We start from the raw sequence: 14,911 nt of genomic DNA on the forward strand, positions 1-14,911 counted from the left end.
GCGAGCGAGAGGGGAGCATGATGCCGCCCACAGACGGACCGACCGGGAACGTGCTGATCGTGGGGGCGGGCCCGACGGGCCTCCTGCTGGCGGGGGACCTGGCTGCCGCCGGGGTCGGGTGCACGGTGCTGGAGAGCCGGGCCGAGGAGACGACCGGCCTGACGCGGGCGTTCGCCGTGCACGCCCGCACCCTGGAGCTGCTGGACGCGCGCGGCGTCGCCGACGAGCTGGTCGCGACGGGGACGCGGGCCGGGCGGCTGCGGCTGCTCGGTTCCACCGACCTCGACATGTCCCGGCTACCGGGCCGCTTCCCGTACGTCCTCGTCACGCCGCAGTACGAGACCGAACGCGTCCTGAAGGAGCGGGCCGTGGCCGCCGGCGCGGAGATCGTGCACGGTGCCGAGGCCGTGGGGCTCCGCCAGGACGCGGCGGGCGTCGACGTCGACGCGCGGATCGCCGGCGGTGGGGCGCGGACGTTCCGCGCGTCCTACGCCGTCGGCGCCGACGGCGTCCGCAGCACCGTCCGGCGGGCGCTCGGGCTTCCGTTCCCCGGCCGCGCGGTGGTGCGGTCGGTGATGCTCGCCGACGTCCGGCTGGACGACGCGCCCGCGGACGCGCTCACCGCGGGAGCCGTCGGCGACGCGTTCGCGTTCGTGGCCCCCTTCGGGGAGGGCTGGTACCGGGTGATCGCGTGGAACCGCCGCCACCAGGCGCCCGACTCCGAACCGGTCGACCTGGAGGAGCTGCGCACGGTGACCCGGCGCGCCCTCGGGACCGACCACGGCATGCGGGACGCGCGCTGGACGTCCCGGTTCCACAGCGACGAGCGGCAGGTCCCGCGCTACCGCGTGGGACGGGTCTTCCTCGCCGGGGACGCCGCGCACGTCCACTCGCCGGCGGGCGGCCAGGGCATGAACACCGGGATGCAGGACGCGGCGAACCTCGGGTGGAAGCTGGCCGCCGAACTGCGCGGGTGGGCGCCGTCCTGGCTGCTCGACAGCTACCACGAGGAGCGGCATCCCGTCGGGAGGCTCGTCCTGCGCAGGAGCGGCGCGCTGCTGCGGTTCACGCTCGCCGAGCCCCGCGCGGTGCGGGCGGCCCGCGCCGCGGCGGCGTTCGCGGCGACCCGCGTCCCGCCCGCCGCGCGGCGGGTCGCGGCCGCGGTCTCCGGTATCGACATCGCCTACCCGGCACCGCGCGGGTCGCACCCGCTGACCGGGCGGCGCGCCCCGGACGTTCCGCTCGCGGGCGGCGCCGGCAGGCTCTACCGGCTGCTGGGGGACGGGAGGTTCGTGCTGGTCGTCGCCGCCAACGACCCCGCGGTGACCTACCTGGCGACCAAGCGGTGGGCCGGGCGCGTGCACTGCGCCCTCGCCGGCGGCGCCACGCGCACCACCGCCCTGGTGCGCCCGGACGGATACATCGCCTGGGCGACCGACGAGACGGCCCCGGACCAGCGCGCCGCGGCGATCCGCGACGCGCTGGTCCGGTGGTGCGGGCCCGGCGCCGAGGTCAGCGGCGCCGACCGTTAGAGGCGGTCAGTAGCGCCGCTCCTCGCGGCCGTAGCCGAGCTCCTCGGCCACGTCGGCGACGTTCTCGTACTCGCGTTTCGGCAGCGTGCGCAGCTGGTCGAGCGCCCCGTCCGGGGCGCCGCCCTCGGCCGCGTGCCGGACCAGCTCGTTCGGGCGGGCCGGGTAGCGGACGCCGCTGAGCATCCGGGCCAGGGCGCTGCGGCCCTCCACGTCCCGCGCGCTCATCCCGGGCGGGGAGCCCTCGCGGTCCCCGGCGGTGGCCCCCGCCGGGTCGGCGGGGTAGTCGTCGGAGAACGGCTCGGTCTCCTTGAACTCCTCGGCGTGGGTGGGGTGGCCGCCGCTGACCATGCCCTGGGTCTCGCGGCCGATCTCCTCGTCCAGCTTCGGGCCGTGCTTGTCGCTCTTGTCTGGCATCTCTTCCTCCCTGCCGTCTACCGGACGGAACGTTCCCAGGCGCGCGTGTCCAAACATGCGGGCGGTCGCGCGGCGGCGGCGCGGTACGGTGTGGCGCATGCTGCCGGAAGAGGGCGTGAACGCGGTCCGGGTCGTGGTCGGGCTGCTGGTCCGCGGCGACTACGAGGAGCTCGAGACCCTCACCGAGGGACGCAGATTGAGCGCCTCGCAGATGGCCGGCGCGGTGACCGCGTCCGGGCGCGAACTGATCAGCCCGCCCGACGGCGCCTTCGCGGACCTGGAGGTGACCGCGGTCGAGCAGGTGGCGGACGGCGAGCGCGCCTTCCGCGTGGCGCTCCCCCTGTGGACCGCGCAGGAGGGACGCTCCGCGCTGGCGCTGCGGCTCACCCTGACCGAGGTCATGGACGGCGTGTGGACCGTCGAGGTGGACGGCATCGGGGAGGCCGCCGCCGGGTGAGCCGGCGCTTTCCGCGGACGGTGCGGCCGGTCAGGACTGCGACAGCCGCATCATCCGCAGGACGCGCCGCACCAGCGAGGTCTGCCCGCCCTCGTCCGGGTCCTCCTGCCCGGCCGCCTCCTCGGCGGCGGGGGAGGGCCGCGGCTCGGGCGGGTCACCGGCCAGCTCGTAGGTGACCGGCAGCGACCGCAGGCCGCGTATCAGCGGGGACGAGCGCCACACGAGCTGGTCGGCGGGCAGCGCGAGCCGCAGCCCGGAGAAACGCTCGAAGAGCCGCTCCACCGCGATCGTGGTGATGGTGGTGGCGAGGTCGCGGCCGAGGCAGGCGTGCGGGCCGGCGCCCCACGCCAGATGGGCGCGCGAACTGTAGATCGAGTCGGGCCCGCCGCCCGCCGCGAACGCCGGGTCCTGGTGCGCGGCGGCGGGCGAGACCATGACCGGGTCGCCCGCCGCGATCTGGAACCGGCCGAGGCGCACGTCGGCCTTCGCCCACCGGAACGCCAGGTTCGCCATCGGCGGGTTGGCGGCCGCGGCGCGGTTGATCGCCTCCTGGAGCATCCCGGCCGACAGGCTGTCGCCGGCGCCGGTCTCCCCGATCAGCACCTCGCTGATGGTGTTGCTGATCAGCGTCGCGGTCACGTCGCCGACGAGGCCGGTCATCATCGCCATCTCGGCGGTGAGCTCCTCGGCGGTCAGGTCGGGCACGGCGGCGAGCATGAAGGACGGCAGGTCCTCGGCGGGGGCCGCGACCCGCGCCGCGCACAGGTCCGCGACCCGTGCGATCAGCCGGGCCGACGCCTCCTGGGCGTCCGGGCCCGCGTCCATCACCCGCCACAGGTCGAGGATCAGCTCGTCGCCGTCGTCGGCGCCCGATCCGAGAAGCCGGCCGATCACCATCAGCGGCAGCGGCCGCGCGTACCGCGCCGACAGGTCCGCCTCCCCGGACCGGCCGCCGCTCTCGGCGATCAGCGTGAGCAGCTCGTCGGCGTACCGCCGGACGGCGAGCTCCAGCGCCTTCGCCTCGGGCCTGCTCCGGTCCTGGAACGGCCGCAGGCCCTCGCTCCAGGCGCCGCGCAGCCGGGTGGAGTCGGCGCCGTCGCGGAAACCGCAGTTGTCCGACTCGACCACCGGCAGCATCGGCCAGTCGGCCGGGACCGCTCCCTCCCGGTACGCGCGCCAGGTGCCGACCCTCCGGCTCCAGTTCCCGCGGTGGTCGCGCAGGATGTCGAGCGTCTGGGCGTAGCCGATGACGAGCCAGGCCGGGACCCCGAGGACGTCCACCGGCGCGACCGGACCGTACTCCGCCCGCAGCCGCTCGTAGAACGCCGCGGGACGGGTCTCGTAGTCGCGGTTCAGCAGCGGCTGGACGGCGATCGCCTCCAGCGGCGGATGGGCGGGGGCGGGTTCGGCCTGCGGCGTCTGGGGCTCCACGTGCACAAACCCTAGGAGAGAACGATTGTCGATGGCCGGTTTATGCTGGAATCTCCCACGGCGATCTTTCGGCGTGCACGGGCCCGCGGCCACCGCGGGGTGTGTGACGCTAGGGGTGCCCATACAAGAGCTGGAGGTCCGCATGGCCGACTCCGCAGGAGCGCCCGAAGACGGCGAGGACGAGGTGAAGCGCAGGTTCCGGGAGGCCCTGGAGCGCAAGCGCGGCGCGGAGAGCAAGAACGCCGGCGCAGGCGGCCGGAGCGGCTCGAAGGTGCGCGGCACCCACGAGCGCGCCGACCACCAGCGGCAGTTCCGCCGCAAGAGCGGCTGATCCGGCCGCACCACCGAAGGACCCCCGCGCGGATCGCGCGGGGGTCGTTCCGTTCCTCGCCCTCCCCCGGGCGCCGCCGTATCAGGCCTGGTAGAGCTTCTTGCTGTAGTTCGCCTCGCTGTAGTACTCCCGGAGCTCCTCGACGCTCTCCTCGGTGTACTGGACGTCCTTGACGATCCGGGCGTGCGGCGGCAGCGCCTCCGGCTCCCACGACTCCGGCAACCACAGTCGGGAGCGCATGAGCGCCTTCGCGCAGTGGAAGAAGATCTGCTCGATCTCCACGACGAGCGCGAGGGCCGGCCGGTGGCCCTTGACGACCATCTCGCCGAAGAACGGCGCGTCCCGGACCAGCGTGGCCCGGCCGTTGATCCGCAGGGTCTCGGTGCGCCCCGGCACGAGGAAGATCAGGCCGACGTGCGGGTTGCTCAGCACGTTCATGAACCCGTCCGCGCGGCGGTTGCCGGGGCGGTCCGGGACGGCGATCGTCGTGTCGTCGATCACGTGCACGAAGCCCGGGGGGTCGCCCTTGGGGGAGACGTCGCAGTTCCCGGCGGCGTCACTGGTGGCGATCAGGCAGAGCGGGGACCGGGCGAGCCACTCGCGGTCCCAGTCGTGCAGCGCGACCCGCTCCTTGTCGACCGCCCGCCGCATCGGTGTGCCGAGGAGTTCGCGCAGCTCCGCCGCGGAGGTGATCGCTGTGAACTCGGGGGCGACCGTCATCGCCGCTCCTTCCGCCGGAGAATCCGAAGATCAGCGTAACCCGGGAGGTTCCGGTCCTCCGGCGGCGGTGGCGGCGGTCCGCGAGGGGTGTACCCGTCCGGGCGGGGGAGTCAGCGCCGCGCGGCGTAGCGGCGGACGCCGCCCTCCTCGTGGGCGTCGAGGACGCCGCGGTCGGCGAGGACGTCCAGGTGCGCCTCGATCTCCAGCACGGCCAGCATCCGGCTGAACGCGTCCAGGTCGCCGAGGCTGCGCCTGCGGCGCGTCCACGGCATCGCGGCCGCCACCTCGAAGGCCGTCGCGCGCCCGGCGCGCACCTGCGCGGCGGCGGCGTCCAGCCGCTCGGCGTGGTGCTCCAACAGCTCGTCGATCCGGGTGTGCACGCTCGGCCGCACGGGGCCGTGCGCGGGCAGCAGCACGGTGTCCGGCATGTCGCGGACCAGTCGCAGCGACTCCAGGTAGCTGCGCAGCGGCTTCGGCTCCGGCTCGGTCTCCAGCCCGATCGACGGCGTGATGTGCGGCAGGATGTGGTCGCCCGCGAACAGCAGGCCGGCCGCCGCGTCGCGCAGGACGATGTGGCCGCGCGTGTGCCCGGGGGTGGCGAACACGTCCAGGCCCCGCCCGGCCAGGGCGACGCGCTCCCCGTCGTCCAGCCACGCGTCCGGCATGGTGTGCGGGACGTCCCGTTCGGAACGCTCCACGGGCCGGCCCGCGATCTCGTCGGCGATCGCGTCCGCGCCGCACCGGCGCAGCAGCTCCACCTGCCGGGGGTGCAGCCCCCGGCGGGTGTCGAACGCCTCGATCGACGGCCGCTCGCCCCGCCCGATCCGCACCCGCGTCCCGAACGACTCGCGCAGCGCCAGGGCCTGCGAGTAGTGGTCCCAGTGGGCGTGGGTGACGAGGAACTGCGCCACGTCGTCCAGCCGGTGCCCGAGGGTGGCGAGGGCCCCTTCGAGAGAGGACTCCGTGTCGGGCATGGCCCAGCCGGAGTCCACGACCACGAGGCCTTCGGCGTCCTCGATGACGTAGACGTTGACGGCGTGCAGCGAGGGGATCGGCAGCGCCAGGGGGACCCGGTGGACCCCCGGCGCCACCGGGTGAGCGCCCGGCTCGGTCCAGTCAGTCGGCTGCTCCACGACCGGTGCCGCCACCGCGTGCCCCCTCTATTGTCGAATCTCGTTCGGGACGAACCTACTTCATCCCGGACATCCCCTTTATCCCCGCCCCACCCCCGTCGCGGGCCGCCCTTGGTGGGGATCGCGGGCGGCCGCGCGGCGGGCCTCGGCGGCGGCGTCGCGCGCCTCGCGAACGGCCTCCTCCGCGCGGGCGCGGTTGTCCTCGGCGCGGTCCGCCCTTCTGGAGGCGGCATCCCGCTCGGCGATCGCCCGTTCCAGTTCGTGCCGGAGATGCCCCACTCTGGCGGACGCCTCCCGCAGTTCGCGCCGGGCCGCGCCGGCGCGCTCCTCGCGTTCGGCCAGCTTGTCCTCGGCCTGCTCGGCGCGCTTGCGCAGCGTCTCCGCCCGTTTGGCGCGGGCTGCGCTCGTGCGCGTGACGTTCGACCTCGCCGGCTCCGCCTTCTTCCCGGGCGGCGGCTTGCGCTCGGGGGGCTCGTCCGCGGGCTTGGCTTCCGCGGGCTCTCTGCGGTCCGCGGGCTCTCTGCGATCTGCGGGTTCTTCGCGGTCCGCGGGCTCCTCGCGCTCCGCGGGCGCCATGGAGAACCCGGCGGGGACGAAGCCGGAGTGGCTGCGGGGCTGCGACAGCCGTCCCTCGCGGACCTCCTCGGCGACACCGGCGTCCACGGTGGCGGCCTGGAGGGTGTCCTCCACCTCGCGGACGGCCTGCTCGCGCAGCGTGTTCCCCGCGTCCTCGGCGAGCCGGCCGGCGGTCCGCACCAGCGATCCGACGAGCCCGGCGCGGCGGCGCTCCAGGTCCCCCAGGCCGCGGCCGGAGCCCCAGGCCGCCCGCATCTCCTCGCCGACGTCCAGCAGGCCGGCGAGCTCGTCCGCGGCCGAGCGCGCGAGAAGGTTCACCGCCCATGCCGAGAGCGTGGGGCGCCGCAGCGCCCCGATCCGCTTCGCGAGCGCGGCGTCGCCCTCCCTCTTGGCCTCCTGGGCGAGGCGCTTCCGGGTCTCCACGAAGTCGGCGGGCAGGACGCCGTACAGGTCGTCGGCCGCGCTGGAGAAGTCCACGTCCGATCTCTACCCGCACCGCGTGCGCGTGCATCGGGGGTGGACGGAGGTGGTGGCGGCTGTCATACTCGTCCGCGAATACTCGTTCACGAGGAGGCTGAGGTGGCCAAGCGGCGCAAGGTGGGCAACCTGCTGGGGCTCGCCGTGCTGTCGACCGTCACCGCCAGGCCGATGCACCCCTACGAGATGGCGTCGCTGATGCGCGCCCGCGGCAAGGACCGCGACATGGACATCAAGTGGGGCTCGCTCTACACCGTGGTCGGCAACCTGGAGAAGCACGGGTTCCTGGCCGTCGAGGGGAGCGTCAGAGAAGGGGCGCGGCCCGAGCGCACCGTCTACCGCATCACCGACGCGGGACGCGACGAGCTGGCCGACTGGGTCCGGGAGCTGATCGGGGTGCCCGAGCGCGAGCGGCCGCGCTTCGAGGCGGGGCTCTCGGTCCTCGGCGCGCTCGGCCCCGACGAGGTGGCGGCGCTGCTGCGCGGCCGCCTCGACTCCATGGACCGGGAGATCGCCGCGGACCAGGCCGCCCTGGACGGCGAGAAGGAGGTGCCGCGCCTGTTCCTGCTGGAGGCCGAGTACGACCTCGCGATGCGGCGCGCCGAGGCCGCGTGGGTGCGCGGCCTCCTCACCGAGATCGAGGACGGCACGCTGCCGCACCTGGACCTGTGGCGCTCCTTCCACGCGACCGGCGAGATGCCGCCCGAGATCGCCGAGCTGGCGGAGAGGGGAGCCCCGGAGGACTAGCGAGCGGAAGGCCCGGCGGCGGTGCTGCAACACCTCCGCCGGGCCGGGACCCACCACCGAGAACCCGCGCGAGGCGGGCCCTGGCGGCGTGACGCGACACCAGCCTATCCGGGGCCCTTCGTGCGGAACGTTTCCTGGCACGGAGGAGAACATGGCGAACGCCATCGAGGCCGAGGGCCTCGTGAAGAACTACCCCGGTGACGTCCGGGCCCTGGACGGCCTGTCGGTCACGGTCGGGCCGGGCGAGATCCTCGGGCTGCTCGGCCCCAACGGGGCGGGCAAGTCCACCACCGTCAAGATCCTTACCACGCTCATCCGGCCGGACGCGGGCACCGCGGCCGTGGCCGGGCACGACGTGCTGCGCAGGCCCGACCGGGTCCGCCGCGCCATCGGCGTGGTGTCGCAGCGGTCCGGCGCCGACCCCGAGGCCAGCGGCCGCGACAACCTCGTCCTGCAGGGCCGCCTCCACGGGATGGGCGGGACCCGGGTGCGCGGCCGCGCGGCCGAGCTGCTCGCCCGGTTCGGGCTGGAGGACGCGGCGGGCAGGAAGGTGAAGACCTACTCCGGCGGGATGCGGCGGCGGCTCGACGTCGCGCTCGGCCTCGTCCACCGGCCGCGCGTGCTGTTCCTCGACGAGCCCACCACCGGCCTCGACCCGGAGGCCCGCGCGTCCATGTGGGCCGAGATCGCGCGGCTGGCGGGCGACGACGCGCTCGCGATCCTGCTGACCACCCACTACCTGGAGGAGGCCGACCGGCTCGCGCGGCGGCTGGCGATCGTCGACCGCGGCCGCGTCGTGGTGGAGGGCACCCCCGACTCGCTCAAGGGCGAGCTGCGCGGGGACGCCGTCCACGTGGAGTGGCGGGAGGCGCCGTCCGAGCCGGCGGTGCGGGAGGCGCTCGGCCGCCTGCCCGGCGTGCGCGAGGTCGTCCTGGACGGGCCGCGCCTGAGCGCCCGCGCCGACGACGGCGCGGCGGCCGTGCCCGCCGTCCTGGCCGCCCTCGACCAGGCGGGCGTCCCCGCGTCGGCGGCGACCGTCGCGCGGCCGTCCTTGGACGATGTGTACCTGCGCCACGCCGGACGGCGGTTCGCCGGGGCCGGCGTCCCCGACCGCGCCGAGACCGCCGCCGGAGGTGCCCGATGACCGCGCTCGTGACCGGGACCTGGTGGATGACGCACCGCCGGCTGACCGCGCTGCTGCGCAACCCGGCCGTCGTCGTCATGACGCTGACGCAGCCGATGATCTGGCTGTTCCTGTTCGGCCAGCTGTTCAGGAAGGTGGCCGAGCTGCCCGGCTTCGGCGCGCAGTCCTACCTCGACTACATCGTGCCCGGCGTGGTGGTCATGAACGCGGTGTCGCTGAACTCCTTCGCCGGGATGGCGACCATGGACGAGATCGAGCGCGGCACCCTCGACCGGTTTCTCGTGACGCCGGTGCGGCGCGGCGCGATCGCTAACGCGGGCGTCGTCGAGCAGGCTCTCAGCACGGCGTTCCAGTCGATCGTGATCATCGCTCTGGGCGGGGCGGCGGGCGCGCACTATCCGGGCGGCGCCGCGGGCGTGGCGGTGCTGGTCGCCGCGTCGGTGCTGATCGGCGTGGTCCTCGCCGCGCTGTCCAACACGCTCGCGCTGCTCGTGCGCGACCGCAACACCATCATCGGCCTGAACGTGATGCTCCTGCTGCCGCTGACGTTCCTGTCGTCGGCGTTCATGGCCGAGGGCCTGATGCCGTCCTGGATGCGGCACGTGGCGGCCGGCAACCCGGTGAGCTGGGCCCTGGACGCGTCGCGCGGCGCGCTCGCCGACGATCCCGACTGGGCCGCCGTCGCGGCGCACGCCGGATGGCTCCTCGTGCTGACCGCGGCCGCGGTCGGGCTCGCGGTCCACTCGCTTCGGAGCTACCAGAAGTCCCGGTGACAGGGGAGAGGCCCGAGGGGGTTCCGGCGGCGCGCACGCACCGGAGCCCCCGCCCGCGCTAGCGGGTGTCGAGGAAGCGGTCCAGGACGCGGGTCCCGAAGGCGAGACCGTCCAGCGGGACCCGCTCGTCCACGCCGTGGAACATCCCGAAGTAGTCGAGTTCGGGGCCGAGAAGCAGCGGCGCGAAACCGAAGCTCGTGATGCCGATGCGGTGGAACGACTTCGCGTCGGTGCCCCCGGCCATCACGTACGGGACGGGGCGGGCGAGCGGGTCCTCGGCGCGGAGCGCGCCCGCGAGCGCGGCGAAGGTGGGGCCCGCCGGGTCGGCGGCGGGGGCCTCCTCGTAGTTGATGAACTCGCGGGTCACCTTCGGGCCGAGCAGCCGGTCGACCGTGGCGAGGAACTCCTCGCCCGTGCCGGGCAGGTAGCGGCCGTCGACCTGCGCGGTCGCCGTGCCCGGCACGACGTTGACCTTGTAGCCGGCGTCGAGCCGGGTCGGGTTCGCCGAGTTGCGGATCGTCCCGGCGAACAGGTGCCCGGCGCGGCCGAGCCGGGCCGCCTCCGCGTCGAGGCGGTCGTGGTCGATGGACGTGCCGAGGGCGTCCGCGAGCGCGTCCAGCAGCGCCCGCACGCCCGGCGTCAGCCGGACGGGCCACTCGTGGGAGGCCAGCCGGGAGACCGCGTGCGCGATCTCGGCGACCGCGTTGTCGGGCGCCGGCTTGGACCCGTGCCCGGCGGTCCCGCGCGCCGTCAGCCGCATCCAGGTCGTGCCGCGCTCGCCGGTCGCGATCGGGTAGATCCGCGCCCCGCCGGCGTCCACGCTGAACCCGCCGGACTCGCTGATCGCCTCCGTGCATCCCTCGAAGAACCCGCGGTGCTCGCGCGCCACGTACCGGGATCCGAGATCGCCGGTGGACTCCTCGTCGGCCAGGAACGCCAGGACCAGGTCGCCGCGCGTGCGCCGCCCCTCGCGCAGCCGCGCCCGCACGGTCGCGAGCGTCATGGCGAGGCTGCCCTTCATGTCGACGGCGCCGCGCCCCCACACGTACCCGTCCCGCACCTCGCCGGAGAACGGCGGAACGGTCCACTCCGCCGGATCGGCGGGGACCACGTCCAGATGGCCGTGGACCAGGAACGCCGGATGGGACGGGTCGGTGCCGGGGAGGCGGGCGAGCACGCTCGCCCGGCCCGGCGCCGACTCCACGATCGTCGCCTGGACGCCCACCTCGTCCAGCAGCCCGGCGACGTGCTCGGCGGCCGGCCGCTCCGGCTCGGCCACCCCCTCGCCCCGGTTCACGGTGGCGAACCTGATGAGGTCGGCGCAGATCGCCGCCGCCTCGGCGCCGGCGCGGCCTCCGCCGGTCCCGCCGCCCGCCGTGTCGCCGCCGGCCGTGTCGTCCACCGTGCCGCCGGCCGTCCCGCCCGCCTGATCGAACCGCACCGCTGCCCCCCCGCTCGCCTTCCGCGACGAGGCTTCATTCTGCTCCCTCGCCGACCCGTGTCAACGAATGATCAAGTTCGTCTCGATCCGGTTGCGACTCGGTCAGCGCCGTATCAGAACTGCCACGCTGAGTACGACGCTGCGAACGTTCCAGGGACGGCGGGCGGCGAAGCGCCCGTCCGCCGAACGACACGGCCGAGGAGGAGCATGACCAGCCTGAGGGGTGCCGGAAGGGGTCTCCGCTTGAACGCCGCGGGTCTCGCGGCGGTGGCGCTGGCCGCGTCGCTCGGCCTGTCGGCCTGCGGCGGGGACGACGCCAAGGCGAGCGACGGTACGTTCACCGTGGGCCACTCCGAGCCGGACCACCTGATGCCGGCCAACACGACCGGCAGCTACGCCTTCGACGTGATCACCGAGCTGTTCGACAACCTGATGGACCTGACCAAGGACGGCAAGGCCGTCCCGCTGGCGGCCGAGTCGGTCACCTCCGACGACCAGAAGGTCTGGACGATCAAGGTCAGGGCCGGCCAGAAGTTCCACAACGGCGAGCCGGTGACGGCGCAGAGCTTCGCCGACGCGTGGAACAACGCCGCCTACGGGCCGAACGCGATGGGCGCCAACGACTACTTCTCGTCCATCAAGGGGTACGCGGACCTGAACCCCGAGGACGAGAACGCCAAGCCGAAGGCCGACAAGCTCTCCGGCATCGAGGTCGTCGACCAGAACACCCTCAAGGTCACGCTGAACGACCCGTTCAGCCAGTTCCCGCTGCTGCTGACCTACCCGGCGTACGCGCCGATGCCCAAGGCCGGGCTCAAGGACCCGAAGGCGTTCGACGACCACCCGATCGGCAACGGCCCGTACATGATGGACGGCAACTGGGAGCGCAACAAGCAGGTCAAGCTCGTCGCGTTCCCCGGCTACACCGGGACGCGCAAGGCGAAGAACAAGGGCGTCACCTGGAAGAGCTACTCCAGCGCGGACACCGCCTACACCGACCTGCGTGCGGGCCGGATCGACGTGCTGCAGACCATCCCCTCGGCCAAGGTCCCCGAGGCCAAGCGGCTCCTCGGCGACCGGTTCCTGGCCCGCAAGATGAGCACGACCGACTACCTCGGCCTCCCGTTGTTCGACAAGCGGTTCGCCAACCCCGACCTGCGCAAGGCCATCTCGATGGCCATCGACCGCCAGGGCGTCAACAAGGCGGTCTTCAACGGCTCGTACTTCCCCGCCGACTCGCTGATCCCGTCGATCATCCCCGGGCACCGTGCCAACGCCTGCGGCGAGCTGTGCACCTATGACCCCGCCAAGGCCCGGCAGCTGTTCGACAAGGCCGGCGGATTCTCCGGGACGCTGGAGCTGTACTTCTCCAACGCGCAGCCGACCTACGCCCAGTGGATGCGGATCGTCGCCAACTCCCTGCGCGACAACCTCGGCATCAAGGACATCCAGTTCCGGCAGGTTCCCGCGTCCGACTACTTCTCCCTGCTGAGCGACCGCAAGGAGAAGGGCCCCTACCGGCAGAACTGGGAGGCCGACTACCCGAGCCCCCAGAACTACCTGGAGAACATGTGGGGCTCGGCGGGCAACCGCATGGGCTGGAAGAGCACCGAGTTCGACGACCTCATCGCCAAGGCCAACAAGTCGCCGGACCAGGCGCAGGCCAACGCGCTCTACAACCAGGCCGAGGACGTCGCCATCCGCGAGATGCCGATGATCCCGCTGTGGACGTGGGCGGGCGAGGGCGGCCGCTCCAAGCGGGTGGACAACGTCACGATCACCCCGTTCTCGACGGGCCTGATCGCCACCGAAGTGACGGTGAAGTAGCCGGCGATGTGGCGCTACGTCCTCCGGCGGCTCCTGCAGGCGATCCCGGTCTTCATCGGCACCACGCTGCTCATCTACGCGATGGTGTTCGCGCTGCCGGGCGATCCGATCCAGGCGCTCGCCGGGGACAAGCCGGTCCCGGACAACGTCCTGGAGACCCTCCGCGACCGCTACAACCTGAACGACCCGCTGCTGGTGCAGTACGCGAAGTACATGTGGGGCCTCTTCCAGGGCGACCTCGGCGAGAACTACACGGGCCAGAGCGTGTCGGAGATGCTCAGCGGGCGCTGGGCGGTGACGGCGCAGCTCGCCGTCACCGCCTGGGTCTTCGAGCTGGTCCTCGGGATCCTGCTCGGCATCTGGGCGGGGCTGCGCCGCGGCCGGTTCGCCGACACCCTCGTCCTCAGCGGGACCACGCTGGTGATCGCGGTGCCGGTGTTCGTGCTCGGCTACGCCGCGCAGCTCGTGTTCGGGCTGCACTGGCAGATCTTCCCCACGGCCGGGACGGACGACGGCTGGCCGATGAGCTACCTGCTGCCCGGGATGGTGCTCGGCTCCCTCGGCCTGTCGTACGTGGCGCGGCTGACCCGGACGAGCCTGTCGGAGAACCTGCGGGCCGACTACGTGCGCACCGCGAACGCCAAGGGGCTGTCGCGGGCGCGGGTGGTCGGGCGGCACGCCCTGCGCAACTCGCTGATCCCCGTGGTGACCTATCTCGGCGTCGACTTCGGGAACATGATGGCCGGCGCGGTCGTGACCGAGGGCATCTTCAACCTGCCGGGCATCGGGGGGCAGGTGTTCGAGTCGATCCAGCTGAAGGAGGGCCCCGTCGTGGTCGGCGCGGTCACCCTGCTGGTGCTGATCTTCCTGCTGGTCAACCTGGTCGTGGACCTTCTGTACGGGGTGCTCGACCCGCGGATCAGGTACGAGTGAGGAGCGCATGACCATCAAGCAGCCGGACGCGGGGCCGCCGGGCGCGGAGCCGGAGCCGGTGCCCGGCCCCGGGGCCCCGGGGACGAGCGCCGCCGCGGTCGCCGTCGCCGGCGGGGCCATCGGCAGGGCCTCGCTGTGGGACGACGCGTGGCACGAGCTGCGGCGCCGCTGGCTCTTCTGGGGATCGGTGGCGGTCCTCGCGCTCGTGACGGTCATGGCCGTGGCGCCGCGGCTGTTCACCGCCACGGCGGTCAACGAGGGCTGCGACCCCAACGATGCCAAGCTCGGGCCGTCCGGCGGCCACTGGTTCGGCACCGACCTCGCGGGCTGCGACTACTACGCGCACGTCGTGCACGGCGCCCGCCCGACGCTGCTGATCGGCGTCGCCGTCACCGTGTTCGCGCTGCTGATCGCGCTGCTGTTCGGGCTGCTCGCCGGGTACTACGGCGGGATCGTCGACGCGCTGATCGCCCGGCTGACCGACGTCTTCTTCGGGCTGCCGTTCGTGCTCGGCGCCACCGTGATCCTTGTCGCGTTCCCCTCGCACGGCGTGTGGGCGATGACGCTGGTGCTGGTCCTGCTCGGCTGGACGACGATGATCCGCATCATGCGGGGGCAGGTGATCTCCGTCCGCGACGCGGACTACGTGCAGGCGGCGCGGCTGCTCGGCGCGTCCGACCGGCGGATCATGCTGCGGCACATCCTGCCGAACGCGATCGCCCCGGTGATCGTGGTGGCCACCCTCAACGTGGGCCACGTGATCGTCGGCGAGGCGACGCTGGACTTCCTCGGCGTCGGCCTGCAGTACCCCGAGGTCTCCTGGGGGCTCCAGCTCAACCAGGCGAAGGACTCCTTCGTCGACCACCCGCACCTGCTGATCTTCCCCGCGGTGTTCCTGTCGGCGACGGTGCTGAGCTTCCTGATGCTCGGCGACGCCGTCCGCGACGCCCTCGACCCCAAGCTGCGGTGACCGAG

General features: G+C 73.6%; 15 protein-coding genes. 9 read left to right on the plus strand and 6 right to left on the minus strand.

The genetic code is table 11. The features are described 5' to 3' along the window. Positions 1-17 precede the first annotated feature (17 nt). A complete protein-coding gene (locus tag BKA00_RS06375; protein WP_230299259.1) occupies positions 18-1,532 on the plus strand; it encodes an FAD-dependent monooxygenase in 1,515 nt (504 codons plus the stop codon). Positions 1,533-1,538: 6 nt separating this feature from the next. Here BKA00_RS06375 and BKA00_RS06380 read toward each other — a convergent pair whose 3' ends face one another. Beyond that, a complete protein-coding gene (locus BKA00_RS06380) occupies positions 1,539-1,946 on the minus strand; it encodes a DUF2795 domain-containing protein (RefSeq protein WP_185024026.1) in 408 nt (135 codons plus the stop codon). 97 nt (positions 1,947-2,043) lie between these two features. On the opposite strand from BKA00_RS06380, the gene BKA00_RS06385 reads away from it, so the two are divergent. After that, positions 2,044-2,403, plus strand: coding sequence for a DUF7668 domain-containing protein (locus BKA00_RS06385; protein WP_185024027.1), 360 nt, complete (start codon positions 2,044-2,046; stop codon positions 2,401-2,403). A gap of 30 nt (positions 2,404-2,433) precedes the next feature. Here the strand turns inward: BKA00_RS06385 and BKA00_RS06390 are convergent, their stop codons facing one another. Further along, positions 2,434-3,834, minus strand: coding sequence for a cytochrome P450 (locus BKA00_RS06390; RefSeq protein WP_185024028.1), 1,401 nt, complete (start codon positions 3,832-3,834; stop codon positions 2,434-2,436). Between the two features lie 142 nt (positions 3,835-3,976). On the opposite strand from BKA00_RS06390, the gene BKA00_RS06395 reads away from it, so the two are divergent. Continuing rightward, a complete protein-coding gene (locus tag BKA00_RS06395) occupies positions 3,977-4,165 on the plus strand; it encodes a DUF5302 domain-containing protein (protein ID WP_185024029.1) in 189 nt (62 codons plus the stop codon). An 81-nt stretch (positions 4,166-4,246) separates the two neighbouring features. Here the strand turns inward: BKA00_RS06395 and BKA00_RS06400 are convergent, their stop codons facing one another. The 3 genes from BKA00_RS06400 to BKA00_RS38670 all read right to left on the minus strand — a co-directional run bounded on the left by BKA00_RS06400 (position 4,247) and on the right by BKA00_RS38670 (position 7,071). Beyond that, positions 4,247-4,885: a pyridoxamine 5'-phosphate oxidase family protein gene (locus tag BKA00_RS06400; protein ID WP_185024030.1), complete on the minus strand. Its 639-nt coding sequence runs from the start codon at positions 4,883-4,885 to the stop codon at positions 4,247-4,249. A 110-nt stretch (positions 4,886-4,995) separates the two neighbouring features. Next, positions 4,996-6,033, minus strand: coding sequence for an MBL fold metallo-hydrolase (locus BKA00_RS06405; protein WP_185024031.1), 1,038 nt, complete (start codon positions 6,031-6,033; stop codon positions 4,996-4,998). 63 nt (positions 6,034-6,096) lie between these two features. Continuing rightward, the gene (locus tag BKA00_RS38670; RefSeq protein ID WP_185024032.1) at positions 6,097-7,071 is read right to left on the minus strand and encodes a hypothetical protein; all 975 of its coding nucleotides are present in this window, start codon (positions 7,069-7,071) and stop codon (positions 6,097-6,099) included. Between the two features lie 102 nt (positions 7,072-7,173). Between BKA00_RS38670 and BKA00_RS38675 the strand changes: the two genes are divergently transcribed. The 3 genes from BKA00_RS38675 to BKA00_RS06425 all read left to right on the plus strand — a co-directional run bounded on the left by BKA00_RS38675 (position 7,174) and on the right by BKA00_RS06425 (position 9,735). Beyond that, the gene (locus BKA00_RS38675) at positions 7,174-7,818 is read left to right on the plus strand and encodes a PadR family transcriptional regulator (protein WP_185024033.1); all 645 of its coding nucleotides are present in this window, start codon (positions 7,174-7,176) and stop codon (positions 7,816-7,818) included. Positions 7,819-7,969: 151 nt separating this feature from the next. Continuing rightward, on the plus strand, positions 7,970-8,962 hold the full coding sequence (locus tag BKA00_RS06420) for an ABC transporter ATP-binding protein (protein ID WP_185024034.1): 993 nt from the start codon (positions 7,970-7,972) through the stop codon (positions 8,960-8,962). After that, entirely contained in the window at positions 8,959-9,735 is a 777-nt protein-coding gene (locus tag BKA00_RS06425; protein ID WP_185024035.1) for an ABC transporter permease, read from the plus strand. The genes BKA00_RS06420 and BKA00_RS06425 overlap by 4 nt, the downstream gene beginning before the upstream one ends. 58 nt (positions 9,736-9,793) lie before the next feature. On the opposite strand, the gene BKA00_RS06430 is transcribed toward BKA00_RS06425, so the two are convergent. Next, positions 9,794-11,176, minus strand: a complete 1,383-nt coding sequence (locus tag BKA00_RS06430; protein WP_268248254.1) for a M20/M25/M40 family metallo-hydrolase — start codon at positions 11,174-11,176, stop codon at positions 9,794-9,796. A gap of 243 nt (positions 11,177-11,419) precedes the next feature. Between BKA00_RS06430 and BKA00_RS06435 the strand changes: the two genes are divergently transcribed. Genes BKA00_RS06435 through BKA00_RS06445 form a run of 3 tightly spaced genes read left to right on the plus strand, consistent with a single transcriptional unit; the run spans position 11,420 to position 14,906 of the window. Further along, entirely contained in the window at positions 11,420-13,003 is a 1,584-nt protein-coding gene (locus BKA00_RS06435; RefSeq protein ID WP_185024036.1) for a peptide ABC transporter substrate-binding protein, read from the plus strand. A gap of 6 nt (positions 13,004-13,009) precedes the next feature. Beyond that, the gene (locus BKA00_RS06440; RefSeq protein WP_185024037.1) at positions 13,010-13,936 is read left to right on the plus strand and encodes an ABC transporter permease; all 927 of its coding nucleotides are present in this window, start codon (positions 13,010-13,012) and stop codon (positions 13,934-13,936) included. 7 nt (positions 13,937-13,943) lie between these two features. Next, the gene (locus tag BKA00_RS06445) at positions 13,944-14,906 is read left to right on the plus strand and encodes an ABC transporter permease (RefSeq protein ID WP_185024038.1); all 963 of its coding nucleotides are present in this window, start codon (positions 13,944-13,946) and stop codon (positions 14,904-14,906) included. The last annotated feature ends 5 nt before the right edge of the window (positions 14,907-14,911 follow it).

The sequence above is a fragment of the Actinomadura coerulea genome (assembly GCF_014208105.1).
In the GTDB taxonomy this organism is placed as follows: domain Bacteria; phylum Actinomycetota; class Actinomycetes; order Streptosporangiales; family Streptosporangiaceae; genus Spirillospora; species Spirillospora coerulea.